The organism is Streptomyces sannanensis, from assembly GCF_039536205.1.
GTDB classification, from domain to species: domain Bacteria; phylum Actinomycetota; class Actinomycetes; order Streptomycetales; family Streptomycetaceae; genus Streptomyces; species Streptomyces sannanensis.
This window is the reverse complement of record NZ_BAAAYL010000001.1, coordinates 5,805,815-5,831,896: the sequence shown is the minus strand read 5'-3', so window position 1 is coordinate 5,831,896 and position 26,082 is coordinate 5,805,815. Positions and strand designations below refer to the sequence as shown.

The 26,082-nt window shown below is 71.4% G+C and carries 20 protein-coding genes and 1 pseudogene; 10 read left to right on the top strand and 11 right to left on the bottom strand.

The genetic code is table 11. From position 1 onward, the window contains the following. Nucleotides 1-79: 79 nt before the first annotated feature. The 3 genes and pseudogenes from ABD858_RS27245 (at nucleotide 80) to ABD858_RS27235 (ending at nucleotide 3,392) form a co-directional block, all read left to right on the top strand. On the top strand, nucleotides 80-1,600 hold the full coding sequence (locus ABD858_RS27245) for a bifunctional phosphatase PAP2/diacylglycerol kinase family protein (protein WP_425586261.1): 1,521 nt from the start codon (nucleotides 80-82) through the stop codon (nucleotides 1,598-1,600). A gap of 482 nt (nucleotides 1,601-2,082) precedes the next feature. Continuing rightward, nucleotides 2,083-2,889: pseudogene (locus tag ABD858_RS27240) on the top strand (class I SAM-dependent methyltransferase); the annotation flags it as partial. Nucleotides 2,890-2,972: 83 nt separating this feature from the next. After that, on the top strand, nucleotides 2,973-3,392 hold the full coding sequence (locus ABD858_RS27235) for a CBS domain-containing protein (protein WP_345042301.1): 420 nt from the start codon (nucleotides 2,973-2,975) through the stop codon (nucleotides 3,390-3,392). On the opposite strand, the gene ABD858_RS27230 is transcribed toward ABD858_RS27235, so the two are convergent. Continuing rightward, nucleotides 3,377-5,446: a DUF5107 domain-containing protein gene (locus tag ABD858_RS27230; protein WP_345042298.1), complete on the bottom strand. Its 2,070-nt coding sequence runs from the start codon at nucleotides 5,444-5,446 to the stop codon at nucleotides 3,377-3,379. The genes ABD858_RS27235 and ABD858_RS27230 overlap by 16 nt on opposite strands. 162 nt (nucleotides 5,447-5,608) lie before the next feature. Here ABD858_RS27230 and ABD858_RS27225 point away from each other — a divergent pair, with 162 nt between their 5' ends. Next, the gene (locus ABD858_RS27225) at nucleotides 5,609-5,953 is read left to right on the top strand and encodes a DUF6204 family protein (RefSeq protein ID WP_345042297.1); all 345 of its coding nucleotides are present in this window, start codon (nucleotides 5,609-5,611) and stop codon (nucleotides 5,951-5,953) included. On the opposite strand, the gene ABD858_RS27220 is transcribed toward ABD858_RS27225, so the two are convergent. After that, complete coding sequence (locus tag ABD858_RS27220; protein ID WP_345042294.1) at nucleotides 5,925-6,473, bottom strand: GNAT family N-acetyltransferase; 549 nt, start codon at nucleotides 6,471-6,473, stop codon at nucleotides 5,925-5,927. The genes ABD858_RS27225 and ABD858_RS27220 overlap by 29 nt on opposite strands. Before the next feature lie 256 nt (nucleotides 6,474-6,729). Here ABD858_RS27220 and ABD858_RS27215 point away from each other — a divergent pair, with 256 nt between their 5' ends. Beyond that, entirely contained in the window at nucleotides 6,730-8,310 is a 1,581-nt protein-coding gene (locus tag ABD858_RS27215) for an IS1182 family transposase (RefSeq protein ID WP_345044323.1), read from the top strand. A gap of 59 nt (nucleotides 8,311-8,369) precedes the next feature. Here the strand turns inward: ABD858_RS27215 and ABD858_RS27210 are convergent, their stop codons facing one another. Further along, nucleotides 8,370-9,800 (bottom strand): MFS transporter, encoded by a 1,431-nt coding sequence (locus tag ABD858_RS27210; protein ID WP_345042292.1) that lies wholly within the window; start codon nucleotides 9,798-9,800, stop codon nucleotides 8,370-8,372. Between the two features lie 224 nt (nucleotides 9,801-10,024). Between ABD858_RS27210 and ABD858_RS27205 the strand changes: the two genes are divergently transcribed. Then, a complete protein-coding gene (locus ABD858_RS27205) occupies nucleotides 10,025-10,768 on the top strand; it encodes a GntR family transcriptional regulator (RefSeq protein WP_345042290.1) in 744 nt (247 codons plus the stop codon). 66 nt (nucleotides 10,769-10,834) lie between these two features. Next, on the top strand, nucleotides 10,835-11,917 hold the full coding sequence (locus ABD858_RS27200; protein ID WP_345042287.1) for an adenosine deaminase: 1,083 nt from the start codon (nucleotides 10,835-10,837) through the stop codon (nucleotides 11,915-11,917). Between the two features lie 301 nt (nucleotides 11,918-12,218). Here the strand turns inward: ABD858_RS27200 and ABD858_RS27195 are convergent, their stop codons facing one another. From ABD858_RS27195 to ABD858_RS27165, 7 genes are all read right to left on the bottom strand, one after another. Then, the gene (locus ABD858_RS27195; protein ID WP_345042285.1) at nucleotides 12,219-13,151 is read right to left on the bottom strand and encodes a S66 peptidase family protein; all 933 of its coding nucleotides are present in this window, start codon (nucleotides 13,149-13,151) and stop codon (nucleotides 12,219-12,221) included. Next, nucleotides 13,148-15,124, bottom strand: a complete 1,977-nt coding sequence (locus ABD858_RS27190) for a S9 family peptidase (protein ID WP_345042282.1) — start codon at nucleotides 15,122-15,124, stop codon at nucleotides 13,148-13,150. Before ABD858_RS27190 ends, ABD858_RS27195 begins: the two co-directional genes overlap by 4 nt. Before the next feature lie 18 nt (nucleotides 15,125-15,142). After that, nucleotides 15,143-16,474, bottom strand: a complete 1,332-nt coding sequence (locus ABD858_RS27185) for a M20/M25/M40 family metallo-hydrolase (RefSeq protein WP_425586352.1) — start codon at nucleotides 16,472-16,474, stop codon at nucleotides 15,143-15,145. A gap of 1 nt (nucleotide 16,475) precedes the next feature. Continuing rightward, nucleotides 16,476-17,309: a M55 family metallopeptidase gene (locus tag ABD858_RS27180; protein WP_345042278.1), complete on the bottom strand. Its 834-nt coding sequence runs from the start codon at nucleotides 17,307-17,309 to the stop codon at nucleotides 16,476-16,478. Nucleotides 17,310-17,609: 300 nt separating this feature from the next. After that, a complete protein-coding gene (locus ABD858_RS27175; protein ID WP_345042275.1) occupies nucleotides 17,610-17,813 on the bottom strand; it encodes a hypothetical protein in 204 nt (67 codons plus the stop codon). 120 nt (nucleotides 17,814-17,933) lie between these two features. Then, nucleotides 17,934-20,207 (bottom strand): MFS transporter, encoded by a 2,274-nt coding sequence (locus ABD858_RS27170; RefSeq protein WP_345042273.1) that lies wholly within the window; start codon nucleotides 20,205-20,207, stop codon nucleotides 17,934-17,936. Nucleotides 20,208-20,394: 187 nt separating this feature from the next. Continuing rightward, nucleotides 20,395-20,838, bottom strand: coding sequence for an SRPBCC family protein (locus ABD858_RS27165; protein WP_345042270.1), 444 nt, complete (start codon nucleotides 20,836-20,838; stop codon nucleotides 20,395-20,397). A gap of 90 nt (nucleotides 20,839-20,928) precedes the next feature. Here ABD858_RS27165 and ABD858_RS27160 point away from each other — a divergent pair, with 90 nt between their 5' ends. Both ABD858_RS27160 and ABD858_RS27155 read left to right on the top strand, forming a co-directional pair. After that, nucleotides 20,929-21,060, top strand: a complete 132-nt coding sequence (locus ABD858_RS27160; RefSeq protein ID WP_345042268.1) for a hypothetical protein — start codon at nucleotides 20,929-20,931, stop codon at nucleotides 21,058-21,060. A gap of 497 nt (nucleotides 21,061-21,557) precedes the next feature. Beyond that, nucleotides 21,558-23,138: an alpha/beta hydrolase gene (locus tag ABD858_RS27155; protein WP_345042266.1), complete on the top strand. Its 1,581-nt coding sequence runs from the start codon at nucleotides 21,558-21,560 to the stop codon at nucleotides 23,136-23,138. 60 nt (nucleotides 23,139-23,198) lie between these two features. Here ABD858_RS27155 and ABD858_RS27150 read toward each other — a convergent pair whose 3' ends face one another. Continuing rightward, nucleotides 23,199-23,825 carry a HEAT repeat domain-containing protein gene (locus ABD858_RS27150; RefSeq protein WP_345042264.1) on the bottom strand — a complete coding sequence of 209 codons (627 nt, stop codon included), beginning with the start codon at nucleotides 23,823-23,825 and terminating at the stop codon, nucleotides 23,199-23,201. Between the two features lie 394 nt (nucleotides 23,826-24,219). Between ABD858_RS27150 and ABD858_RS27145 the strand changes: the two genes are divergently transcribed. Next, nucleotides 24,220-26,010, top strand: coding sequence for a 3-hydroxyacyl-CoA dehydrogenase family protein (locus tag ABD858_RS27145; protein WP_425586260.1), 1,791 nt, complete (start codon nucleotides 24,220-24,222; stop codon nucleotides 26,008-26,010). Nucleotides 26,011-26,082: the final 72 nt, after the last annotated feature.

The following is a 26,082-nucleotide window of genomic DNA, read 5'->3' as shown; positions in this document are numbered from 1 at the left end:
CGGAGGAGGGAGTCCATGCGGAGCATCGGCGACCGACGACAACGCAGCGAGGTGCGGTGCCAGACGGCGCGAGCCCGGCATGATCGGCCGGACAGGACCTAGGGACGAGGAGGCTGTGCTCAGGGCGCTGGGTGTGCCCGCCGCGCGCGCGGAATGGCTGGTCGCGAAGGACCGTGCGATCTTCCTGGGCGTCGCCGGCCGGCACTGGCCGGGGGCCGATCCACTGCTGCCACGGCTGAGCCGCAGCGCGAACCACGGGGTGCTGTGGTTCGTCGCGGCCGCCGCGATGGCCTGCTCCGGGTCGGCCCGGGCGCGGCGGGCCGCGGCGCGGGGCGTCGCCTCGCTGGCCGTGGCCTCCGCGGCGATCAACACGGTGGGCAAGCGTTCGGTGCGGCGTGCCCGGCCGGTCCTCGACGCGGTGCCGGTGATCCGGCAGCTGAAGCGGCAGCCCATCACCACGTCCTTCCCCTCGGGGCACTCCGCCTCGGCCGCGGCATTCGCCACCGGGGTCGCCCTGGAATCGCCCGTGCTGGGCGCGGTGGTGGCACCGGTCGCTGCGGCGGTGGCCGCGTCCCGGGTGTACACCGGGGCGCACTATCCGAGCGATGTACTGGTCGGTGCGGCGCTCGGTGCCGGCGTGGCGTTGGCAGTACGGCTGCTCGTACCGACGCGGGCCGCGCTGCCGGTGCCCGGGCGGCCGCACCTGGACGCCCCCGCCCTGCCCGGGGGGCGGGGTCTGGCGGTCGTGGTCAACCGGGCGGCGGCCTCGGCACGCGCCGCGGCGGACCTGGTACGGGACGCGCTGCCGCTGGCCGAGATCGTCGAGTGCGATCCCGAGGGACTGACGGCCGCCCTGGAGGAGGCCGTCCAGGGGTGCCGGGTGCTCGGGGTGTGCGGCGGGGACGGCACCGTCAACGGTGCCGCCGCGGTGGCGGCGCGGCACGGGGTGCCGCTGGCCGTGTTCCCCGGCGGAACGCTGAATCACTTCGCTTACGACCTGGGCGTCGAAGACGCCCAGGACACCTGCCGCGCGCTCGCCGCGGGCGACGCGGTCCGGGTGGACCTGGGCCGGTTCACTCCGGGTCCGTCTAGCGACGGGCACGGCTACTTCCTCAACACGCTCGGTTTGGGTGCGTACCCCGAGCTGGTCCGCATCCGTGAGCATTGGGCGCCCCGCGTCGGCGACTGGCTCGCCGGAGTGCTCGCCGCCCTGGAGGTGCTGCGCGAGGAGCGGCCGTTGGAGGCATGTGTGCACGGGCGGCGCCGGGCCGTATGGCTGCTGTTCGCCGGGAACTGCCTGTACCAGCGCAGCACGGCCGCACCGACCCGCCGGCACGACCTCGCCGACGGGCAGCTGGACGTCCGAGTGGTGCACGGCGGCCGGGCGCCGGGCCTGCGGCTGCTTGTCGCGGCACTGGCCGGGCCGCTGACCCGTTCCCCCGTGCATGCGGCGGCCCGGCTGTTGAGGCTGCGGGTGTCCGGGCTCGCGCCTGGGACGTTGCTGGCGTACGACGGTGAAGTCACCTCCATCAGTGGTGAGTTGACCGTCGACAAGGCGGCGGAAGCCCTGACCGTGTACTGCCCGGGCGGCAGCCGCTGACGTCCGCATGGCGAGACGGGGGGTCTCATTATGCGACATCGCGGCGTACTGTTGCCGGACCGCTTCACCGCAACAGTCCTGGAGAACCTGGCGACTGAGCCGAAGGGGCGCGGCGCCACGCGCCGTCGACACAACCTTGAGCGTCCCCGGAGGTGTCGGGTACGCCTGGGATGCCGCTGTCCACCCGGCGAGTGAGCCGAAGGGGGTGCGGCTCCACGCGCCGGAGGCGCATATCGGCACTGTGAAAGGGAGGGGGCGCCTCTGGGGGTCCCCTGGGGGCACCCCCAGCGGTAGCTGGGGGAGGTAGCCGGGGGAGGTCAGCTGGGGGAGCGCGCAGGGTCCCGACGAAGGAGGGGCCCGAGGCTGCATCGATATGCGGCTCCGCCGCGTGGTCGACCGTCGACACAGCCTTGAGCATCCCCGTGGGGGTCCCCCGGACGAAGTCCGGGGGGAAATCGAGCCAAAAAAGAAGGAGTTCGGCCATGCCGAAGGAGACCGCCGTCTACACCCACGGACACCATGAGTCCGTGCTGCGCTCGCACCGCTGGCGCACCGCCGCCAACTCCGCGGCGTACCTCCTCGGCGAACTGCGGCCCGGACTGGACGTGCTGGACGTCGGCTGCGGCCCCGGCACCATCACGGCCGATCTGGCCGATCTGGTGGCTCCCGGGAAGGTGACCGCCGTCGACGCGGCCGCGGACGTACTGGACCAGGCGCGCGCTGTCGCCGGCGAGCGCGGGCTGGACAACGTCGAGTTCGCCGTCGCCGATGTCCACGCGCTGGCCTTCCCCGACGACTCCTTCGACATCGTCCACGCCCACCAGGTGCTGCAGCACGTGGGCGACCCGGTGCAGGCGCTGCGCGAGATGCGGCGGGTGTGCCGGCCGGGCGGGATCGTCGCGGCGCGCGACAGCGACTACGCCGCGATGGCCTGGTTCCCCGAACTGCCGGTCATGAACGAATGGCGGGAGCTGTACGGCCGGGTGGCTCGCGGCAACGGCGGCGAACCGGACGCCGGACGGCGGCTGCTGTCCTGGGCCCGTAAGGCGGGTTTCACCGACATCAGGGCCACCGCCGCCACCTGGTGTTTCGCCGCCCCCGAGGAGCGGGGCTGGTGGAGCGGCCTGTGGGCGGACCGTACGACGAGCTCCGTCTACGCGCAGCTGGCGGTGTCCGGCGGTCACACCACTCCGGAGCGGCTGTCCGCCGTCGCGGAGGCATGGCGGAAGTGGGGCCGTCAGGACGACGCCTGGTTCATGGTCCCGCACGGCGAGATCCTCTGCCGCGTCCGTGCGCGGCGCAACCCAGCAGTCGCGGGTTGCGCCGAACGCGCACACGATGGATGGAGGGCTAGTCAGTCAGGAGGTACATCATGACCACGGCTGGAGAGATCATGCACCCGGGAGCCCAGTGGATCCCGAGGTCGGAAACCCTGGACCGGGCCGCCCAGCTGATGCTCCGGCTCCATGTGGGCGCCCTGCCGGTCAGTGACGAGACCGAGCGTCTCTGCGGCATCATCACCGACCGCGACATCGTCCTCAAGTGCGTCGCCCTCGGCAAGGACCCGTCCAGAGTGACCTGCGCCGAGCTGTGCGAAGGAACCCCGCGCTGGATCGATTCGGGCGCGGACGTGAGCGAGGTCCTCGACGAGATGCGGTCCCACCAGATCCGGCGGCTGCCGGTGATCGAGAACAAGAGGCTGGTCGGCATGATCAGCGAGGCCGACCTGGCCCAGCACCTGTCCGAGCACGATCTCGCGATGTTCGCGGCGGGTGTCTACGCGGGACAGTGACCGGTACGTATTCCGCCTTGCCCGGCCCGTGGGGCAGACCCCGGGGCCGGGCGTGACCGCTGCTGCGGGCGCATCCGGTAGTCATAGGCGTCGGGCAGTGGTTCGTCCGTGAGCATGGACCACACCTCGCCCAGGATCTCCGCGCCCTCGCGCAGGTCCGCCACCTCGAATCCGGCGTCGAACACGGCACGGGCTGCCGCCGGGTCGCCCTCGGCCAGCAGCAGTCCGGCCTCCAGGAGGCGAAAGCGTCCACGCGCGCGGACGCCTGCGGGCAGCCGCTCCAGCACGGAACGGGCCTCGGCGTGACGTCCGGCCGCGAGCAGACACTCGACGGTCTCGCGCCCCAGAGCGGCGAATGCCGGCTCCTCGTCGGACGGCGACACTGCGCGGCAGAGCGTGTCGAAGGCCTCGGCATAGCGGTCGGCGGCACGGGGGAGGTGGGCGGACTCACGGTCGGCCACGGCAAGACAGCGCAGCAGCGGCCAGCGCGCCGAGAGCCCGGCCGGCCGCCCCCGCGCGACCCGGTCCAGGGCCGCCAGGCCGCGCTCCCAGCTGCGCGCCGCCTGGGACCGGTCGCCCTCGTGCCACTGGGCGACCCCCAGGTGGTACTCGGTGAGCGGATCGGCCGGAGCGGTCTCGAGCATGTCGCGCCAGTGCCGCGCGACGAGCGTGGGTCCGGGCGGGGCCGAGTCCGGCTGGGTGGGCAGGCAGCCGGATCGCAGCAACTCCCGCCAGGGCGCCTGTTGTTCGCCGAGCGTGGACTCGGTGAAGGGCGTGCCCGGCAGCTTGTGGCCGCCGCGCAGTACCTCCAGCGCGCCCCAGCCGGACCCGACGGCGAGGGTCTCGGCCGGCTCGGTGTCGGCGTGCGGCCGCCAGGCCTCGTATGCGGCATCGAGCCGCGCCCGGGGCAGTGCGGCTTCGAGACGGGACCCGGCCTCGGCACGGGCGGCGGCCCAGTCCGTGCCGTGCACGAGTGACGGGTCGGCGTCGAGCGGTCCGTACGCCTCCAGCCAGGCGAACTCCTCGCCCGCTTCGAGGCGCACATGCTCCAGCTGGGTGCGGGCGAGACCGGCCTGGATCTCGGCGTATCCGGGTGTGCCCGGTTCGGTCAGCCAGCGCTGCCAGCGGCGGCCGCCGCGTCCGGAGCCCCAGACGAAGAGCTTTCGGCCGCGCAGCAGATCGGTCGAGGTCTGGACAAGCCCCCGACCGGCCGCGTCGAGCGAGGCGATCCACTTGCGAGCGTCCTGCGGCACCTCGTAGAAGTAGTCGGCCGGGTACCGGCTGCGCAGTGGGTACGTACGGTCGGCGCCGTCGTGGTCGGGCACGGGCACCCGGCGCAGGGTCCGCTCGTACCCGAAGTGCCAGGCCTCGTCGGCCGGGGCGAGGATCCGGGTGCGCTCGTCCTCGGGGACGGCGATGTTGGACCACCAGTAGACCGGCGCGGGGTGCTCGTGCGGATTGCGTATCCGTACACCGACGTAGAGGAAGTCGGAGTCATCCGGCAGCCACAGATCCACCTGGAAGGGCAGGTCGCGCAGGCGCTCCCACTCCCAGAGCCGCAGCATCGGGCCGCCGTCGGGTGCGGGCACGCAGGCGGCGTGAACCGGGGCACAGGAGAGGGTGGTGTGACCGGTGGCGCCGATGTTCCACTCGATGCCACCGGAGAACCAGGCGCCGTTGAGGGCGAAGTCGGCGGGCTGGAACACCGGGTTGCGGTAGACGAGTTCGCGTCCGGTCGGCTTGTGGAAGAGGGAGTGGACGCGTCCGCCGAGACCGGGCAGGACCGTGACACGCAGATGGTCGTTCTCGACGACGAGCGCGTCGAGGTCCGCCGGACGGCGCTCCCGCCCGTATCCGTCGAGGAAACGCACCGGCAGCACGGTGCGCAGCGGCTCGTACCCGATCTGCCGGGCCATGTCGCGGGGCAGCCCCGCGCGGGTGGGTTCGTCGACGGTGTGGGTCTCGTCGAGTGCGGTCAGCGCGGGCAGCGGATTCTCCGGCCCCAGCGGGGCGGCAGGCAGGGTCAGTAAGGACCTTCGCACGGTCGTGGCCATGTGCGTACCTCCGGGTCAGGGCTGAGCGACGACGGCCACGACGAGGTCGGCCGGGAGTGCGCCGGCCGTCCCGTCGGGGTCGAAATTCCGCGGGCGCTCCATCGTCGCCGCCGTACGCTTGATCGTTCAATGGCGCTTCCACGGCAGAGGACGGAAATCGGCATGGATACGCAGCACACCTACCGGGTCATCGTGCGCGGGACGTGGGACGGGCTGACGGACGGGTCACGCGCCCGGCTGCTCGCGGAGGTCGAGGAGCACGGCCTGGCACAGATGCGGTTCACGCCCGAGGGGTCCTTGCACTACGACCGGGCGCTGAAGCACTTCAGCTACCGCTTCACCGTGGTCTCGGACGCCGCGGAAGGCGAGGAGATGGCCGGCGCGATCGCCGAGGACAAGGCGGAGACAGCACTCCGGGCCCTCGGCCACGGCTGGCGCGGTCTGCGGTCCTCGGTGACCGACATGGACACGATGAAGATCAACTACAAGGGATCATCTCGGCGGTGATCGCCCAGCGCTCGTGGTCGCGCCAGGCTCCGTCGATGTGGAGGAAGTCGGGCGAGAACCCTTCGAGACGAAAGCCGGCGCGACGAACGAGGGCGATGGACGCCTGATTCGCCGGCTGGATGTTGGCCTCCAGCCGGTGCAGGCCCATCGGCCCGAAGGCATGGCGGATGACCAGGCCGAGGCCCTCGGTCATCAGACCGCGGCCGGCGGCATGCGCGAAGGCGCCGTACCCCAGTGCTCCGCACTGGAAGGCGCCTTCGACGATGTTGTTGATGTTGATGAAACCCGCGATCCGCCCGTCGGCCCTCTCGCACACGAGGAACCCGGCCCTGGCCGGTTCGTCGATGAGGCGGGTGGCGTACGCCGCGTATGCCTCGGCACCGTCCGGCGGCAAGAGCCAGGGCCGGTGAAGTTCCTTGCTCTGCCGGGCCAGCGCGGTGAACTCCGCTCCGTCCTCATGGGTGATGGGGCGGATGCCGAACCGCGGTCCCTCGGCAAGAAAGGTGACGGATTCAGGCATCCGTTCAGACTAGGGCGTGTTTCGAAAGTAGCGTCGTCCGCCCGGAGGGCGGGGTCGGGGGCTTCTGGTGCGTGCGATCGCAAGGCGGAGGGAGAAGAGCGCAGCAGGCTGCGCCGACGACCGACAACGCGGCGAGCGTGCGTGCCGGGCGTTCCCGACCAGGCGGGACTTTCGAAACACGCCCTAGAAGACTCATGAAGATCTTGGGTTCTGGCCCCGCCGCGTGAGCGGCGGGGCCAGACTCTTTCTCGTGGTGATGGGGGAATGGGCCGGGGAGACGGTCGGGCCGGATGTGTGGGAGACCTGCCGGGAGTTGATCCCGGCAGGCAGTGTGTTCGCGTTCCTGGCCGAGCATCGCGGCGCGCTGTTCCCGGCGGAGACGTTCGAGGACATGTACCCGTCGGCGAACGGGCGGCCGAGCATGCCGCCGCAGATCCTGGCCGCGGCGATCACGCTGCAGGCCCTTAACGGGCTGTCGGACTTCGAGACGGTCCAGGAGTTGCGGTGTGACCTGAGGTGGAAGGCCGCGTGCGGGCTGGGCCTGCACGACATGGCGTTCGATCCGTCGCTGCTGGCCTACTTCCGGCGCCGGCTGGCCCGCTCGGTGCGGCCGAACCGTGTCTTCGAGACGGTGCGCGAGGTGGTGAAGGCCACCGGTGTCCTCAAGGGCAAGCACCGGCGGGCGCTGGACTCCACGGTGCTGGACGATGCGGTCGCCACCCAGGACACCGTCACCCAGATCATCGCCGCCGTCCGCGCGGTAATTCGCGAGGTCCCCGGGGCCGCTGAGGTGGCAGCCGTGCAGTGCACCGCGCATGACTACAGCGACCCGGGCAAACCAAGGATCGCCTGGAATGACGAGCAGGCCCGCGCCACGCTTGTTGATGCCCTGGTCAGTGACGCGCTCAGGCTGCTCGGGCATCTGCCCGAGCAGGAGCTGGGCGAGAAGGCCGCGAATGCCGTCGGCATCCTGGCCCTGGTCGCCGGGCAAGACGTCGAACCCGCCGAGGACTCCGACGGCCGCGACGGGCGCTGGCGCATCACCCGTGGCACCGCGCAGGACCGGATGGTCTCCACCGTCGACCCCGAGGCCCGGCACATCCACAAAACCCGCACCCACCAGCAAGACGGCTTCAAGGCCCACCTGGCCATCGAGCCCGAGACCGGGTTATACACCGCCGTCGCCCTGCGGCCCGGCAGTGGCCCAGAGCACCACGAGGCCACCGTCGGCCTGGACCTTCTCGCCGAGGAGGACGGGCCGGTGGACGCCTTCGGCGACACCGCCTACTCCACCGGCGATGCCCGCCAGGCCCTCGAAGACGCAGGGCACCGGCTGTTCCTCAAGCCCGCCCCGCTACGGGCGGCCGTCCCCGGCGGCTTCACCCTGGACGACTTCGCCATCGACACCGCCGCCGCCACGGTGACCTGCCCCGCTGGACACACGGTCCCCCTGTCAGACCCCGGCGGACAGCACCACCAGCGCAAGGCGGCCTTCGGGAAACTGTGCGCCGGATGTCCCCTGCGCGAGCGGTGCACCAAGGCCAAGGCCGGCCGCATCCTGACCATCCGCCCACACCACGACCTGCTCGCAGCCGCCCGCCGCCAGGCCGCTACCGACCCCGACTGGCAAGCCGACTACCGCCGCTGGAGACCACCGGTCGAACGCGCCGTCGCCTGGCTCGTCCACCACGGCAACCGCAAACTCCGCTACCGCGGAACCATCGCCAACGACACCTGGCTCCACACCCGAGCCGCCGCCCTCAACCTCCGCCGACTGATCAACCTCGGACTCACCCGCACCGGCGACACCTGGCACCTCGCCCCGGCCACCGGATGACCAGAAGGGCCGCCCGGCCTCCGGCCGGACAGCCCCTCAACAAGATCTTCATGAGTCTTCTAGTGCTGGGTGAGCACCGACTGCCGCTGGTCGGCCGGAGCCGACGCGTCCGTGGGCTCGGGGCGCTGGATGAGCAGCGAGGTGACGACACCCAGGGCGAGGAAGCCGAGTGAGGCGTACATCGCGTACTGGTAGCCGGCGTCCGTGACGCCGCCCGCGTCGCTGCCCGAGGTCATCAGGCCGGAGGCGACGGCGATGCCGAGCGAGACACCGATGCCGAAGCAGGCGCCGTTGAGGCCGGAGAGCGAGCCGGGCTTGTCCTTGGGGGAGCTCGTCACGGCGAGACCGGTCAGGCCGGTGAGCATGAGGCCGCCGTAGGTGACACCCAGCAGCGCCAGTGCCGCGATCAGCACGACCCGGTCGTGCAGGAAGAACGTCACGAAGATGAAGATCAGGAAGTTGCTGACCGCGCCCATGACCACGATCGTGCGCCAGCCGACCGCCGGGCCGAACCGGCCGGTCAGCGTGGCGGAGACCACGCCGATCAGCTGGATCGGCGTGAGCAGCAGCACCGCACAGGTGACGGCGGACATGCCGAGGCCGACCCTGACGTCCTGCGCGAAGATCGGGATCGTCATCGCGATGCTGCTGAAGACGCCCGCGAGGGTGCAGACGGTGGTGGCCAGCAGCGGCCAGGCGCGGCGGGAGGCGAGCAGCTCGACATCGATGACCGGGTCGGCGGCGCTCTTCTGGGAGACGACGAAACCGGTCAGGGCGAGCAGGCCGCCGCCGAGGAAGAGCAGCGAGAGCGGGGAGGTCCAACCCCAGGTGGCGCCTTGGGCGAGACCGACCAGGATGCCGGTGAGACCGAGGGACAGAGCGACGATGCCGCGGCTGTCGAAGCGGGAGTCGGCATTGGTGGGCGGCAGGTCGGGCACGGCCTTGCGTACGCAGATCAGACCGGCGACGGCGATCAGGCCGGAGCAGACGAAGATGCCGCGGAAGCCGATGGAGTCCGCTATCTGCCCGCCGGCGATGGCGTCCACACCGGCGAGGCCGCCGTTCACGGCGGTGATGATGCCGGCCGCCTTACCGAAGCCGACGGGGCTGAGCAGCTGGTTCAGGGTGAGGAAGGCGAGGGTGAACATCGCCGCCGAGATGCCCTGGAGGATGCGGCCTGCGACGAAGACCTCGATGTTGGGCGCGAGGACGCACAGGATGTTGCCGAGGATGAGGATCCAGCCGCAGAGGATCATCATCGGCTTGCGGCCGCGCTTGTCGCTGAGCCGGGCGAGGGTGACCTGGCCGATGGCCGCCACCAGGAAGAACAGCGTCTGGGACAGACCCGCGGCGGCGGTGCTGGTGCCCAGCCGGTCGATGACGTCCGGCAGCGCGGGGCTGAGCATGGTCGCGTTGATCTGATAGCCGAGGACGGCCAGCACCATGGCGAACAGCATGCCGCCACGGCCCTTGAGATCTGAGTCCTTCACCTCGGACAAATCGGCCCCTTTTGCCTGGGATGTCATGTCTCGCAGAATTCACAGAAAGGCCACTTGTCAGACAGGGCCTCGTCTGGAAAGGGTCGGTTCCGCCGTCGGATCCGTCAAGGGTTTCCGGGTGTGACATTGAAGCGCCAGGTCAGAGATGTAAGGCAGAGATTGCCCCGGCTGCTGGGAGGGCTCTAGCTTGCTGACAAGCAAACCGAGGAGGGGCCATGGCAGTCGGCGGACAGCAGCGCAGACCGGTCGTCGTGCTGTACGAGCGGATCGCTGACGCGATCCACGACGGCACGTATCCGCCCGGCTCCACACTCCCCTCCGAGCCCAAGCTCGCGGCCGAGCTCGGGGTGAGCCGCCCGGCGCTGCGCGAGGCCCTGCTGCTGCTCCAGGAGGACGGTCTGCTGTCGGTGCGCCGCGGGGTGGGCAGGACCGTCAACGACCGGCCGCCGAGGCGTGGCTTCGAGCACATCCAGCCGCTGGAGGAGCTGCTGTCCACGGGCGCCCCGCTGCGCGTGACGCCGCTGCTGCGCGCCCTGGAGGAGCCGACCGACTTCACGACCCAGCATCTCCTCGCACCGGCCGGGGCCGAGCTGCGCTTCTGGGAGTCGTTGCTGAACGGCGACAGCACGGCGGCCGCGCTCAGCCAGGAGTGGGCGGCCCCCGAGGGCGTGCTGGAGCGGACGCATCCCGCCTTCGCCGGGGCACTGCGGGTGGCGGCGCCCCAGACGTCCATGCTGTCGGCGCTGACGACGGCCTCGCGGGGGCTGACGCTGGCCGGGCACAGCAGTATCACCGCGACGCTGCTGGGCCGGCGCCGGGGTGAACAGCTGGGCCGCCCCGCGGACACGCCGGCGGTGCTGATCACGCAGGTGATCAGGGTGGAGGGAACGCCGGTGCTCGCAGCCAAGCACATGCTTCCCACGGGGGCCCCGGTACTCCCCGTGCTCCAGTCGCACTGACGGCGGCGAACGGCCCGTAACCGGGGACACGGCAGGCCGCCGTACCGTGCCGTACACTCCCGCAGCATGCACTTGTCTGACAACCTCGTCGCCGACTGGATCCGCCGGGCTCCCAAGGCGGTTCTCCACGACCACCTGGACGGCGGACTGCGTCCTGCCACGATCATCGAGCTGGCCCGTGAACGCGGCTACCGCGGTCTGCCGACCGAGGACCCGGCGGAGCTCGCGGTCTGGTTCCGGGACGCCGCGAACTCCGGCTCCCTGGAGCGCTATCTGGAGACCTTCGCCCACACCTGCGCGGTCATGCAGACCCGCGACGCGCTGTTCCGCGTCGCGGCGGAGTGCGCCGAGGACCTGGCCGAGGACGGGGTCGTCTACGCCGAGGTCCGCTACGCCCCCGAGCAGCACCTCGAGGCGGGCCTGACCCTCGACGAGGTCGTCGAGGCGGTCAACGCCGGTTTCCGCGAGGGCGAGCGCCGCGCCGGCGGCCGGATCACGGTCCGTGCCCTGCTCACCGGCATGCGCCACACCGACCGCTCGAAGGAGATAGCCGAGCTGACCGTGGAGCACCGCGACGCCGGTGTGGCCGGCTTCGACATCGCGGGCGGCGAGATCGGCAACCCGCCGGCCCGCCACCTGGCCGCCTTCCAGTACCTCAAGCAGCACAACTGCCACTTCACCATCCACGCCGGCGAGGCCGTCGGCGCCGAGTCGATCCATGAGGCGGTGCAGGTGTGCGGCGCCGAGCGGATCGGCCACGGCGTGCGTATCACCGACGACATCGTGGTGCACGAGGACGGCACCGCCCGTCTCGGTCACCTCGCCTCGTACATCCGCGACAACCGCATCGCCCTGGAGGTCTGCCCGACCTCCAACCTCCAGACGGGCGCGGCCAAGGACTACGACAGCCACCCCATCGACTTGCTGCGCCGGCTGCACTTCCGGGTGACGCTCAACACCGACAACCGGCTGGTGAGCGGCACCACCATGAGCCAGGAGTTCCAGCACATGGTGGACGCCTTCGGCTACGGCCCCGAAGTCTTCGAGGAGTTCACGGTCGCCGCGGTCGAGGCCGCGTTCCTCCCGCTGCCGGAGCGCCGCCGTCTGATCGACGAGGTGGTCCGCCCGGGGTACCGGTCGTTGGCGTAAATCATCCCGGCGACCCGGGACGTACCAGGGGGCGCCGTGCGGGCGACACCGCACGGCAACCTGTCGCCGGTACGGTGGAGGAAGCCCGGGGTTCGCCCGCCGGGTCGGGCCTCTGACGGAACATGGGCCGCTCCCTTGTGAGGCTCGGTTCTCCCCCGGACTTCGTCCGGGGGCCCCAGGGGGCGCTCAAGGCTGTGCCGACATGTGCCTCCGGCGCATGGCGCCGCGCCCCCTTCGGGTCACTCGCAGTGTCTCAGCGGGGAGTGCGGAACACAGGGTCCGCGCACGCCGGCCTCGGTCTTCAGGCGAGCGCCGGCAGGTCCAGCGTCAGGGTTCCCGCCTCGGCATCCAATACCGCGGGCAGTCCGAGCGGCATGGTCAGCGCGGTCTCGCAGTGACCGAAGCCCAGTTCCTCGACGACCGGAACCCCGAGTCCGCCCAGCCGGTCGAGCAGCACGGCCCGTACCTCGTCGTACGGGCCGCACTCCTCCCAGGAGCCGAGCGCGATACCGCTGACACCGGCCGGCCAACCCGAGCGCAGCAGTTGGGTGAGGATACGGTCCAGCCGGTAGTCCTCCTCGCCGACGTCCTCCAGGAGCAGCAGTCCGCCCCGCGCGGAGGGGCGGGCGTGCGGGGTGCCGAGCTCGGCGGCGAGCAGACTGGCACAGCCGCCCAGCGTGATGCCCCGGGCCCGGCCGGGAACCAGCGGGCGGGCCGTCTCCAGGCCGAGGGTCCGCACCGACTCGGGCTCGAACAGCGTGGCGCGCAGCGACTCCTGGGTGCGCGTGTCCTTGAGGAAGGACGCCGCCGCGACCATTGGACCGTGCAGGGTGGCCAGGCCCATGTGTACGGCGAGGGCCTCGTGCAGCACGGTGATGTCGCTGAAGCCGACGAACACCTTGGGGCCGGCCGCGCGCATCGCCGTCCAGTCGAGCAGGTCGACCATGCGCTGGACCCCGTATCCGCCGCGGGCGCAGATCACGCCGTCGACGGAGGGGTCGCACCAGGCTTCCTGGAAGTCCCGGGCGCGCATCCGGTCCGCGCCCGCGAGATAGTCGAACTCGCCGTGGCGGTCCAGGACATGGGGCATGACCACGGGGTCGAGGTCCCAGCCGCGCAGGATGTCGAGACCGGCCGCCAGCCGCTCCTCGGGCACCGGGCCGCTGGGCGCCACCACGGCGACCCGCGCCCCGGGCCTCAGTCGTGCGGGCCGGGTCAGGGGCGTGAGAGTCACTGCTTGAGCTCCAGTACGGGTATGTCGGGGCGGTCGATACGGAACGTCTGAGCGTACAGCGACAGTTCCGCCTCGAGCGCTCGGCGCATGGTGTCGGCCCTGCGGAAGCCATGCCCCTCGCCCTCGAAGGCGATATACGCGTGCGGGACGCCGCGTCCCGCCATGGCGGCGATCAGCCGCTCGGCCTGGACCGGCGGGCAGATCACGTCGTCCAGCCCCTGGAGCAGCAGGAAGGGGCCGGTGATCCGCTCGGCGTGGTTGACGGGCGAACGGTCGCGGTAGCGGGCCTGGACCTCCTCGCGCGGGCCGACCAGCGATTCCAGGTACTGGGATTCGAAATCATGAGTGTCGAACACCCACTCGGTCAGGTCGAGTACGGGGTAGATGACCGTACCGCAGGCGTACACATCGGTGGTGGCGAGGGAGGCCGCGGTGGTCCAGCCGCCCGCGCTGCCGCCGCGGACCGCCAGCCGCTCCGGATCGGCCGTGCCCTCACCGGCCAGGGCACGGGCGACGGCCGCGCAGTCCTCGACGTCGACGACACCCCACTGCTCGCGCAGCCGCTCACGGTACTCCCGGCCGTAGCCGGTGGAGCCTCCGTAGTTCACCTCGGCGACGCCGATGCCGCGCGAGGTGAAATAGGCGATCTCCAGGTCGAGTACGAGCGGGGAGCGGCTGGTCGGTCCGCCGTGCGCCCATACGACATAGGGCGGGAGCTCGTCGGCGGGCGCGATGACATCCGGGTTGTGCGGCGGGTAGACATGGGCGTGGATCTCGCGGCCGCCGGGCCCGGTGAAGATGCGGATCTGCGGCTCGGGGTAGTACACCGGATCCACGGGATCGTCGTGCGCGGAGCCGACGACGCGGGTACGGCCGGTGCGGGTGTCGAGTTCGACGACTTCGTACGCGGTGCGCGGACTGGCCGCCACACCCGTGACACGGGTGCCGCACACCGCGACGGTGGGGGCCCACTCCGTCCAGGGCCCCGGCGCGTCGACCAGGTCGCCGGTCTCCGGGTCGAGGATGCCGAGGGTGGTGGCACCGCGGCCGTGGACGACGGCGATGAGGCCGCTGTCGAGCGGGGTGAACCAGCGCTGGCCGATACGCCACAGCGGCCCCGCGAACTCCTCCTCCAGCGGGCGGAGCGGCGCCGGCGTGCCCTTGTCCGGGTCCACCCGGTACAGGTTCCACCAGCCGCTGCGGTCGGTGGCCACCAGCAGGGTTCCGTCGGCCGCCCACTCGGTCTGGGCCACCGATTCGGCCGGTCCGCCCAGCAGCGTTCTGGCATCGTGGAAGACACCGTCCTCGCCGACCTCGGCGAGCCTGAGCTCGGTGCCGTCCCAGGGCATGCGCGGATGGTCCCAGGCGATCCACGCCACGCGCCGCCCGTCCGGGGAGAGCCGCGGACCGGTGACGAAGCGGTGCCGGTCGTCGGAGAGTTCACGGACGGCGCCGCGCCGCTCCGCCGCGGAGCCGTCCAGCGGGACGGCCGCGACGACCCTCCGCACATCGGTCGGCGATTCGCCGGTGAACTCCTCCATCACACACCAGACCTCGCCGCGGTCCAGCAGGATCACCGGATCGACCCAGCGCAGCCCACCGCCGGTCCCGGAGACGGGGGTGAGCGGGCGCGGCCCGTCCGGGCCGTCCGGCTCGTACGCGTACAGCCGCTGGTCGGCGAAGTTCACGAAGACGACCAGCGGCCCGCCCCCGGGACGTTCCGTCCCGGCCCAGGGCAGTCCGCCGTACTCGATGACGCGGCTGCGCACATTCCAGGGCGCCGGCAGTACGGTCCGCTCGTCCCCCTCGACGCCGCGGCGCATCAGGGTGGCGCGGCCGCCCTCGTCGGGGCGCGGCGCGACCCACCACAGCTCGTCACCGACACGGCCGACGTAGTCGGGCCGGCCGTCGTGCGAGGCGGCCGTCCCGGCGTCGATCGGGGACTCCCACGCCCCGTACGGTTTCACGGTCACCCTGGAACCCCAATTCCTCTACGCGGACTGCAGATAGTGGTCGAGCACCCGGACACCGAAGTGCAGGGAATCGACCGGGATACGCTCGTCCACCCCGTGGAACAGCGCGTAGTAGTCGAATCCCGGCGGCAGCTTCAGCGGTGAGAACCCGTAACCGGTGATGCCCAGCCGGGAGAACTGCTTGGCGTCGGTGCCGCCCGCCATGCAGTAGGGCACCGCATGCCCGTCCGGGTCGAAGCGCTCCACGGCGGCGCGCAGCTTGGTGAAGGTCGGCGAGTCGACCGGCGCCTGGAGCGGGACCTCCCGGTGGTGGAACTCCCACTCGACATCCGGTCCGGTGAGCCGGTCCAGGGTCTCCCGGAACTCCTCCTCGCCGCCCGGCAGCATCCGCCCGTCGACGTAGGCGGTGGCCTCTCCCGGAATCACATTGACCTTGTAACCGGCGTCCAGCATGGTCGGGTTCGCGCTGTTGCGCACCGTCGACTCGACCAGGGCGGCAGCCGGTCCCAACTTCACCAGCAGATCGTCGACGTCGAAGTCCCGCGCGTACGGGTCCGCTTCGATGCCGTGCAGAGCGGCCAGCTCGCGCAGCGCGGCCCGCACCGTCGGGGTGAGCCGCACCGGCCACTCGTAGTCGCCGATCCTGGCGACGGCCGCGGCGAGCCGGCTGACCGCGTTGGCCCGGTTGACCTTGGAGCCGTGACCGGCCTTGCCCCGCGCGGTCAGCTTGAGCCAGGCGGTACCCCGCTCCCCCGCCGCGATCGGGTAGAGGTTCATTCCGGGGCCGGCGTGGAAGGTGAACGCGCCGGACTCGCTGATCCCTTCGGTGCATCCCTCGAAGAGCTCGGGATGCTCGTCGGCGAGGAAGCCGGAGCCGTCGACCGCACTGGCCTCCTCGTCGGCGGTGTACGCGATCACGATGTCCCGGCGCGGCCGCACGCCGCCCCGTGCCCAGGCCCGTACGACCGAGAGCACCATCGCGTCCATGTTCTTCATGTCGACGGCGCCGCGCCCCCACACCACCCCGTCCCGGACCTCACCGGAGAAGGGGTGCACGCTCCAGTCGGCGGCTTCGGCCGGCACCACGTCCAGGTGACCGTGCACCAGCAGAGCGTCGGCGGACGGGTCCGTGCCCTCGATCCTGGCCACCACATTGGTACGCCCCGGGGTGCGCTCCAGCATGACCGGCTCCAGGCCGGCCTCGGCCAGGCGCTCCGCCACGTACTCGGCGGCGGGCCGCTCCTGGCAGTCGCCGCCGCCACGGTTGGTGGTGTCGATCCGGATCAGTTCGGAGGTGAAGCGCACCACCTCGTCCAGCGCCACATCGTCGACGGGGCCCTCGTCTGCCATGTCAGCCATACTGCTCCTCCACCGCTGCCGAGGCGATCGTCGTGACCGCCTTGAAGCTGCGAATGGCCTCGTACATCGTCTCGCTGGTGTAGGCGATGCGCCGCTCGCCGGTCCGTTCGACGCCGGGGACCACCGTGGCGGCGGCCGACAGATGCTCCGCGTCGAACTCCAGCTCCATGGTGAACGGCCCGCCCTGCACCGGCTCGTGCCGCACGGCGAGCGCCGTCGCCTCCTTGGCGGCCGCCCTGATGTCCGCGGCGGTACGGGCCGGGGTACGGCACACCGCGGCGTACCGCGAGACATAGTCCTTCACCGCGACCTTGCGGGCCCGGGGTGCGTACCCCTCGGCGTCCACGCAGGTCAGGTCGTCCCCGGTGACCAGCACCACCGGAACGCCGTACTCGGCGACGACATGGGCGTTGAGCAGCCCCTCACTCGCCCGGGTGCCGTTGAGCCACACCCCGGTGATGGAGTTGGCGAGGTAGGTGTGCGCCAGCACGCCCTCCGCCCCCGCGCCCGTGTGGTACCCGATGAACGCGATGGCGTCCACGTCTCCATGCTGCACGCCCTCCACCATAGAGAGCGGCTTGTGCCGTCCGGTCAGCATCTGGGCGCGGTCGTCGATGCGCTCCAGCAGCAGATTGCGCATGCTCCAGTGCGCCTCGTTGATGAGCACCTCGTCGGCGCCCCCGTCGAAAAAGCCGAGCACGGCGGCATTCACATCGGACGTGAACATGCCGCGGCAGCGCTCCCACTGCGGAGAACCCGGCAACACATCGGCAGGCCAGGTGACTCCGGTGGCGCCTTCCATGTCGGCGCTGATGAGGATCTTCATGACTCGAACCGTACGCGCTGACACTCCCCCGCAAAAGTCCTGGTGACAAGCAACCAGTGCTGTGGCCGGAAAGGTTTGCCGGGAAGCTCGCGACTCCCCCAGCTACCTCCCCCAGCTACCGCTGGGGGTGCCCCCAGGGTGCCCCCAGAGGTGCCCCCAGGTGCGGTGCATCGCAAGGCGGAGCATCGCAGCTCGTACTCGGCCGTACTCGCGCGATGCGACAACGCCGCGAGGTGCCGTGCCTGGGGGTACCTCCCAGCGGTAGCTGGGGGAGCGTCGCGAGCCGGTGAACCTTTCTGTTCACAGCACCAGACACCGACCCTGCTGGTACGACCGACAACCAGCCACCTCGACGGAAGCGCGATGCGCGTGCCGTCCGGCGTGCGGTCGGTCGTCGTCAGCGGCAGAGACCAGGCCGTCACCGTCCACGAGGACCACGGCGAGCGGAATCCGGCCCGCCGCGGAGTTGCGCTGCGGTGGCACCGGCGGAGTACCTCGTTCCATGCGCGGGAGGCTCCTTCCCGCCGCGAGACTCCGCGGCTGCTCACCACGGTACGGCCGACGGGCCGCCGCACGCGGGACAACCGCGGAATACGGCACAGGCCGGGCCATACTGACGGGCACTCAGTCCTCGTGCCCCAGCTGGAGATCACGCTCGGTACGGCCACCGCCCGCCACCTGCAGCACGGTGGCCGTCGGCGGATAGCCGGCCGCGATCACGGTGTACTCGCCGGACGACAGATCGACGAAGCGGAACGTACCGTCGGTCTCGGTGGTGAGCGTGTCCACCACGTTGCCCGCGGCGTTGAGCAGTGTCACCCGTGCCTCCTCGACGGGACGGCCTGCGCCCGCCCGTACCGTGCCGCGCAGTACCGCGCCGCCCGACAGTTCGATGTCCTGCCGTGTCTCACGCGCGGCCTGCACACTGACCGGCAGGGCCGCCGGCCGGAAGGCGTGGGCGTTCGCGGCAAGGGTGTACTCCCCGGCCACCAGCTCGGTGATGGCATAGGCTCCTTCGCGGCCGCTGCGGGTCGTGGCGACCACCTCGCCGCGTACATCGGTCAGGGTGACCGCGGCGTCGCGCACCGGGGCGCCGTCCGCGGTGAGCACCATCCCGGCGAGCCGCCCGGCGCCACCGAGCACCACATCGAGCTCGACCGGCCGTTCGCCGACCGTGACGCTGACCGCCTGTGGCTGATGACCTCCGGCCGATGCGATCAGGACGTACGCACCGGAGCCGGGGACACTCAGCGCGTACCGCCCGTCCTCGCCGCTCGCGCCACGTCCGATCTGCCGTCCATGGACATCGATGAGGGTGAGCGCGGCGCGCGGGACCGCGGTGCCGTCGTGGTGCTGGACGGTTCCGCACAGCGGCACGCCCACGGGGTAGACGGTGGCGGTGCGCGCGGCCGGGATGGTGATGCCCGCCTCGGCGGGGATCTGGTGGGACACCGACGGTTTCTCCTTGAAGAAGGCGGCGAGGAACAGGCCGAGTGCGAGCAGCACCGGCACGAGATGGAGGAGGGGCCGCGGCACCGCGTCCACATGAGCCGCCCCGCCGATGCGGTGGGCGAGCGAAACACCGGACACGGCGGCTCCGACGCCGCCGCCCAGCTGCCAGAGGCAGATGTGGGTACCGATGACGGCGCCGGAGCCAGCCGCGACGGCCGAGTCCTGCACGGCGAGGATCAGCGCCGGCACCATCAGGCCGATGCCGACGCCGAGGACAGCCGTCCAGAGGCTGTGGTCGAGCCACGGGGTGTCCGCCGCCGACCGGGACAGCAGCCACAGCCCCACGGCCGAGAGCACACCGCCCAGGACGGCGGGGATGCTGTGGCGACCGGTACGGCCGATGAGCAGGACGGACACGACGGACGCGAGGACGAGGCCACCGGCCATCGGCAGTGTCAGCAGCACGGACTCGGTGGCGTTCGCCCCTGCCACGGCCCGCAGATGGACGGGCAGCCGGCTCGCCGCGGCGAAGAGCACGACGCCGGCGGCCGCGCCGGCCAGGCCCGCCGCGGTGAACACCGGCTCACGGAACAGCCGGGACGGGACGACGGGATCGGCCACGAGAGCCCCGACGACCAGGAGGAGCAGGGCGGCTCCGGCGGCTCCGGTGGCCAGTCCCAGCACCACCCGCGAGTCCCGGGCGTGCTCCGTACCGCCCCAGGCGGCCAGCAGCACCACACAGGTGGAGGCTGCGCCGAGCAGCAGCGTGCCGAGCACGTCGAAGCGCCCCCGGACGGCGGCCCTGCTCGGCCGGGGCGCGGCGGCCACCACGATCAGGGCGAACAGGCCGACCGGCACCATGAGGTGGAAGCACCAGCGCCATGACAGCCTGTCCATGACGAAGCCGCCGAGCACCGGGCCCATGACCGTCCCGGCCCCGAAGGCGGCGGCGGCCAGTCCCATGAACCGGCGGCGTCGGTGCGCCGGCACGAGTTCCGCGGTGATCGCGTGGACACCGACGAGGATTCCGCCGACGCCGATGCCCTGGAGGGCACGGCAGGCGATGAGCTGGTCCATGGTGCGCGACCAGCCGGCCAGGCCCGAACCGACGACGAAGACGACGACCGCGAACTGCAGTGCGCCCTTGCGGCCGTAGCGGTCGCCGAGCCTGCCGTGGACCGGCAGAGCCGCCGTGGCGGCGAGCAGAGAGACGGTGCTCGCCCAGGGCATACGGTCCGGGCCGTCCAGCTCCGCGGCGATCCGCGGCAGAGCGGTGACCATGATCATCTGTGCCGACGCGGCGAGCAGCAGCGTCGGCCACAGCGCGCAGAGGACCCAGCGGACCCGGCGCGCGCTCGGCGCGCCGGGCTCGGTACGGGACGCCTCCACGGCAGGTGTGCACGGAGCCGTGACCGGCTCGGTCTTCACCGGAGTGGTCCCGCCCACCTGTTGCTCCCGTCGTCGCGCCTGTGCCACCCATTTGTCGCATCGGGCGACAACACGGGGCAAGCGCGACGGAGTGCGCGGGAGGCGTACGCGGGTGGCTTTGCCGCCGGTCGGAGCCCCTACGGCGTACAACAGCCCGGTGCGGAGAACCACCCGATCCGGTGAGAGGGCGAGACGACGAAGCGGGCTACTCGGCCACCTCCGCGGCGAGCTTGCCGAGCAGCGCGTCGTAGATGCGGGCGAGTCCCTTGGGGGCGAAGGTCTTCTCGAAGAAGCCGCCGATGCCACCGGCGCCGTTCCATACGGTGGTCACGACGACCCTGGACCTGCCTGCGCCGGCCGGGGTGACGGTCCAGGTGGTCACCATGGACGAGTTGCGGTCCTTCTCGACGAGCTGACCGTCGGTCGGCTCGGTGACCTCCAGCAGGCAGTCGCGGACGCGCTTGCTGGTGGCCTGGAGCTTCCAGTGGACGAGAGTGCCCTCGCCGTCGCCGCCCTCGCGCACCTGGTACTCGCTGAAGTGATCGGGCAGCAGCTTCGCGCGGGTGTCCTTGTAGTCGGCCAGGGCGTCGAACACCGTCTCCGCGTCCGCTTCGATGATCTGCTCAGTCGTGGCCTCGACCTGCGCCATGGTTCTTCCTCTTCCAGTACGTCCGACGGGGGTACGGCAAGCCAATCACAGCGGGGCGGGTACCGCTCTCACGGACGTACGCTGCGGGACATGGACGCGGAGGCGCGCGAGGTACTGATCGTGCTGGAGTCCGGCATCGGCGGGACCGCGAGGGCGGCGCTGTCCGGCCGGCCGGCCGGCCGTGACACAGGATGTGCCGCCCCGGCTGCTGCTGCGCGGTGAGGCGGCGGACGCCGAGGGGCCGGCGGGCGTGCGGGGGGTGTACAGCGGGGAGCCGCCGCCGCCCGATGCACTGGCAGAACTGACAGACAACGAACGACTGTTCGCGTCTGCACGGCAGGCAGGGAGGCAGGGGAAGTCCCGCCCCGGGGAGGGGCGGGACTGTGACACGGCAGGTTTCGAGCCACCGGACGCTCCGGAGATCACGGGCGAGTGAGCGCGCCCGTGGTGGTCTCCCCGGACGAAGTCCGGGAGAACCGGGCTCCAGAACAGCGCGGCGTCAGAGGACCAGGTACGGGCCTTTCCGCTTTCGAGGGCCCCGGCATGCCGTGGAGCCGCAGGGCTGTTGGAGGCGGCTGCGGAGGTCTGATTGATCCGCATCTCGACTGAAAGGATGTCATTCACGTTTGAATCCCGTCTTCCAGGTGCGTTTTCCGGGAACATGCGGCGGGGGGCTGTGCCGCCCACAGCCGCGTTCCCTCCACCCAGGGGAGACCACATTGAATAAACGCGCAGCAGTTCTGTTCGCCGCCGCCGCGACGGTGGCCGGGACGGTCTCGGCCGTGCCGTCCGCCGCCTCGGCCGACTCCGCCGAGCCACCGACGCGGCTCACCTGGGCCGACTGCGCCACCAAGAAATATCCGACCCTGCAGTGTTCCTCGTTGAAGGTGCCTCTGAACCACTCCGATCCGCACGGCAGGCAGATCACCCTCGCGCTCTCGCGCGTCCCGCACACCGCGAAGACCTACCAGGGCCCGCTCCTGGTCAACCCGGGTGGCCCGGGCGGCAGCGGAACCGGCCTCGCCGGTTTCGTGGCGGGCTCTCTGCCCGAGGAGGTGGCGGCGCAGTACGACGTCATCGGCTTCGACCCACGCGGGGTGGGCAGGAGCGAACCGGCGCTCGACTGCCGGCCCGGCCATTTCGCGACGGTACGTCCCGACTCGGTGCCGAACGACGGCGCGACGGAACGTGCCAACCTCGACCGGACCCGGGCGTTCGCCCAGGCATGCCACAGCAAGTACGCCGATTTGCTGCCGTACATCGACACGATCAGCACGGCCGAGGACATGGACCTGATCCGCGGTGCGCTGGGCGCCGAGCAGATCAACTACTTCGGCTACTCCTACGGAACGTACCTCGGCGCGGTGTACGCCAAGCTCCACCCGGACCGGGTGCGGCGCGCGGTACTCGACTCGATCGTCGACCCCGGCGGTGTCTGGTACAAGGACAATCTCGCGCAGGACCTGGCTTTCGAGGCCCGCCACAAGGCGTTCGTGGCCTGGGTCGCCAAGCACGACGAGACCTACCGGCTGGGCACCGACCCGGCACAGGTCGAGGCGAAGTGGTACGGGATGCGCGAGGCGCTGCGCATCAGCCCGGCGGACAAGCGGGTCGGCGCGAGCGAGCTCGAGGACACCTTCATGCCGGGCGGCTACTTCAACGGCTACTGGCCTTATCTGGCCGAGGCGTTCGCCGCTTACGTCAACAAGAAGGACTCCGGTCCGCTGGTCGAGGCGTACAACGACTTCGCCGTGATCGACGCGGAAGGCGACAACGGATACTCCGTCTACACCTCGGTGCAGTGCCGGGACGCCCGGTGGCCGCGCAACTGGACCGTCTGGCGCCTCGACAACTGGGCGGCGCACTCCAAGGCCCCGTTCATGGCCTGGAACAACGCCTGGTACAACGCGCCCTGTGCGTTCTGGCAGGTGGCCCCGCTGAAGCAGCCGAGCATCTCCAATCGCAAGCTGCCGCCGGTGCTGCTGTTCCAGGCCACCGACGACGCGGCCACACCCTACGAGGGCGGGGTCACCGTCCACCGCAAGCTGCGCGGCTCCAGCCTGGTCGTGGAGGAGGGCGGCGGAAACCACGGCATCACCCTCAGCGGCAACGCCTGCCTCGACCGCTATCTCGCGGACTACCTCACCAGCGGCAAGGTCCCGCGCGGCATCACCGGTGAGGCCGACGCGGTCTGCCCGGCGCAGCCCGATCCCGAACCGCCCGCGCCCACGGCGAAGTCCAAGCCGGGCTCCGGGGGTGGCGGTGCCACACTGCACGGTCTGCTGGGCTTCCGTCACTGACAGCCCGGCCCGCTGTCAGTGACGTACGTCAGGATGTGCGGATGAGCGATGCCTTCGCGGTCATACGCGAGGGCTGAGCCGGCCGAGCGCCCCGGCCGCCGCGGCGGCCAGCCGGGGGTGGGCGAGCGCGGCTTCGAGGGCGGGCCGGGCGCGGCTGTCGCCGAGCTCGGCCAGGCCCTCGACACAGGCGAGCGCCGAACGCCAGTGGGGGTCCGCCGGGAGCAGCCGCTCCAGGGTGGCGATCAGCGCGGGCACGGACTCGGGCGCCCGGAGCACGGTGAGCAGCCGCACGGGATGCAGGGCGTAGGCGGTACGCAGCCGAATGGTGGCCAGCGCGGCGGCGGCCCGGGCGGTCCTCGGGTCGCCGAGCCGGGCGAGCGCGTGCGCAGCGGAGACGCAGCGTTCGGGATCGCGATGGTTGAGCAGCAGCACAAGCGTCTCGAAGGCACGCGCGTCCCCGGCACAGCCGAGCCGGAAGGCGGCGAGCTCCCGCGCCCACAAGGGCTGCGCGCCGGCTGTCAGGACACCGGCGAGCTCGTCGCGATCCTCCGTCTCCAGTAAACGGCGGCACAGCACCGACTCGCCGGACTCCCCCCGCAACCGGTCCCCGAGCGACCGGAGTTCCTCGTCCACACAGACGAGCGTAAACCGGCCGGTGGCATTCAAAGGGTGCCCCCGGACAAGCATCCGGAACGGCACCCGGCAACGACAGCAACCCCACCCGGCCCGTCCGGCGATCGAGGACGGACATCCGGGCCGACCCGACGGAGGACGGACACACCGGGCCGGCAGGACGCCCGCCCCGCGGAGGACGCAGATCACATCCCCCAGGACTAGCGCGCTCGTTACCCACTGGTTAAGCTCATACGAGCGGGACACCCACCCCGCGTGCTCACGGTGGCCTGGTGACGCAGCCACCGCGAGTGTTGTCGGTTCGACAGCCTTGTACGACGTGACTCCGGGACAGAGTCCGTCGGTCTCTTCAGCACGACACGCAACTCCCGCACGCCGCCCCGCCGTTGGCAGCTTCGCGACGCGGCCCGTGCGCGCCCCTCAGTCGTCACTCGTTTCCTGGAGTCCCATGATGGACACCCACACCCCCTTGAACACCGTCGCCGTGGTCGGTCTCGGCACCATGGGCACCGGTATCACCGAGGTCCTGACCCGGGCCGGCCGCGAGGTCATCGGCATCGACGTCAGCGAAGGCGCCGTGCGGCACGCCGTGGCCGCGCTGGAGGCCTCGACCGCCCGTGCCGTGGCGCGTGAGCGGCTCACCGAGCAGGAGCGCCTGGATGTGCTCGCCCGGTTCCGTACCTTCTCCGACCTGCAGGCGGCCGCCGACGCGGACCTGGTGATCGAGGTCGTCCCCGAGTCGTACGAGCTCAAGCAACAGGTCTTCGACGCCCTGGACGGGATCGTCCGCCCGGACGCGATCCTGGCGACCGGCACCAACGCCCTGTCCGTGACCCGGCTCGCCGCCGGCTCCGCGCGCCCCGAGCGTGTCCTCGGCCTGCACTTCTTCAACCCGGCACCGGCCATGAAGCTGGTCGAGGTGGTCTCCTCCGTGCTGACCGCTCCGTATGCGGTGGAGGCCGTCACCCGGCTCGCCCAAGACCTGGGCAAGGAGCCCGTGGCGGTGGGCGACCGGCCCGGCTTCGTCGCGGACGGCCTGCTCTTCGGCTACCTCAACCAGGCCGCGGCCATGTACGAGGCCAAGTACGCCTCCCGTGAGGACATCGACGCCGCCATGAAGCTGGGCTGCGGACTCCCTATGGGCCCGCTGGCGCTGCTCGACCTGATCGGCGTCGACACGGCCCGTACCGTCCTGGAGGCCATGTACGCCGCGTCCCACGACCGGCTGCACGCGCCGGCGCCGGTCCTGGGGCAGCTCAGCGAGGCCGGGCTGACCGGCCGCAAGTCGGGGCGCGGCTTCTACACGTACGAGGCGCCGGGCAGCGGTGTCGTGGTGCGCGACGCGCTCACGCCGCTGGAGTCGGCGGAGGCCTCCGGCGGCCGCACGGTCCACAGTGTCGGTGTCGCCGGCTCGGGAACCATGGCGTCCGGTATCGCGGAGGTGTTCGCCAAGGCCGGGTACGAGGTGGTGCTGGCCGCCCGCAGCCAGGAGAAGGCGGACACGGCGAAGGCGCGAATCGCCACGTCGCTCGCCCGGTCCGTCGACAAGGGCCGGCTGACGGAGGAGGCGAAGAACGAGACCCTGGCCCGGATCGCTCCGGCCGGCTCGCTGGACGCCTTCACCGAAGTGGACCTCGCGGTGGAGGCCGTCGCCGAGGACCTGGAGATCAAACAGCAGCTCTTCGCCTCCCTCGACAAGATCTGCAAGCCGGGCGCGGTGCTGGCCACCACCACCTCCTCGCTGCCGGTCATCGCCTGCGCCCGGGCCACCTCACGCCCACAGGACGTCATCGGCATGCACTTCTTCAACCCGGCGCCGGCCATGAAGCTGGTCGAGGTGGTCCGTACGATCCTCACGGCCGACGACGTGCACGCCACCGTCCGCGAAGTGTGCGCGAAGGTCCGCAAGCACCCGGTGGACTGCGGTGACCGGGCCGGTTTCATCGTGAACGCGCTGCTCTTCCCGTACCTGAACAACGCGATCAAGATGGTGCAGGAGAACTACGCCTCGCTCGACGACATCGACGCGGCGATGAAGCTCGGCGGGGGCTATCCGATGGGGCCCTTCGAACTCCTCGACGTCGTGGGGCTCGATGTGTCGCTCGCCATCGAGAAGGTGCTGCACCGCGAGTTCCGCGACCCGGGCCTGGCGCCCGCGCCGCTGCTGGAGCACCTCGTCGCGGCGGGCATGCTGGGCCGCAAGACGGGCCGCGGCTTCCGCGAGTATGCCCGGCGCTGATCCCGTCGGCGGCGCACCGGGCTGGGGTGGGCTGCTCGAACCAGCGGGCAGCCCACCCCCGCGGGCACGGCT

Excerpts from the sequence above, each read along its gene's own strand:
- ABD858_RS27245 (WP_425586261.1), top strand. The coding sequence starts at position 80 with ATGATCGGCCGGACAGGACCTAGGGACGAGGAGGCTGTGCTCAGGGCG.
- ABD858_RS27235 (WP_345042301.1), top strand. The coding sequence starts at position 2,973 with ATGACCACGGCTGGAGAGATCATGCACCCGGGAGCCCAGTGGATCCCG.
- ABD858_RS27230 (WP_345042298.1), bottom strand. The coding sequence starts at position 5,446 with ATGGCCACGACCGTGCGAAGGTCCTTACTGACCCTGCCTGCCGCCCCG.
- ABD858_RS27225 (WP_345042297.1), top strand. The coding sequence starts at position 5,609 with ATGGATACGCAGCACACCTACCGGGTCATCGTGCGCGGGACGTGGGAC.
- ABD858_RS27220 (WP_345042294.1), bottom strand. The coding sequence starts at position 6,473 with ATGCCTGAATCCGTCACCTTTCTTGCCGAGGGACCGCGGTTCGGCATC.
- ABD858_RS27215 (WP_345044323.1), top strand. The coding sequence starts at position 6,730 with ATGGGGGAATGGGCCGGGGAGACGGTCGGGCCGGATGTGTGGGAGACC.
- ABD858_RS27205 (WP_345042290.1), top strand. The coding sequence starts at position 10,025 with ATGGCAGTCGGCGGACAGCAGCGCAGACCGGTCGTCGTGCTGTACGAG.
- ABD858_RS27200 (WP_345042287.1), top strand. The coding sequence starts at position 10,835 with ATGCACTTGTCTGACAACCTCGTCGCCGACTGGATCCGCCGGGCTCCC.
- ABD858_RS27185 (WP_425586352.1), bottom strand. The coding sequence starts at position 16,474 with ATGGCAGACGAGGGCCCCGTCGACGATGTGGCGCTGGACGAGGTGGTG.
- ABD858_RS27180 (WP_345042278.1), bottom strand. The coding sequence starts at position 17,309 with ATGAAGATCCTCATCAGCGCCGACATGGAAGGCGCCACCGGAGTCACC.
- ABD858_RS27175 (WP_345042275.1), bottom strand. The coding sequence starts at position 17,813 with ATGGAACGAGGTACTCCGCCGGTGCCACCGCAGCGCAACTCCGCGGCG.
- ABD858_RS27165 (WP_345042270.1), bottom strand. The coding sequence starts at position 20,838 with ATGGCGCAGGTCGAGGCCACGACTGAGCAGATCATCGAAGCGGACGCG.
- ABD858_RS27160 (WP_345042268.1), top strand. The coding sequence starts at position 20,929 with ATGGACGCGGAGGCGCGCGAGGTACTGATCGTGCTGGAGTCCGGCATC.
- ABD858_RS27150 (WP_345042264.1), bottom strand. The coding sequence starts at position 23,825 with ATGCTTGTCCGGGGGCACCCTTTGAATGCCACCGGCCGGTTTACGCTC.
- ABD858_RS27145 (WP_425586260.1), top strand. The coding sequence starts at position 24,220 with ATGATGGACACCCACACCCCCTTGAACACCGTCGCCGTGGTCGGTCTC.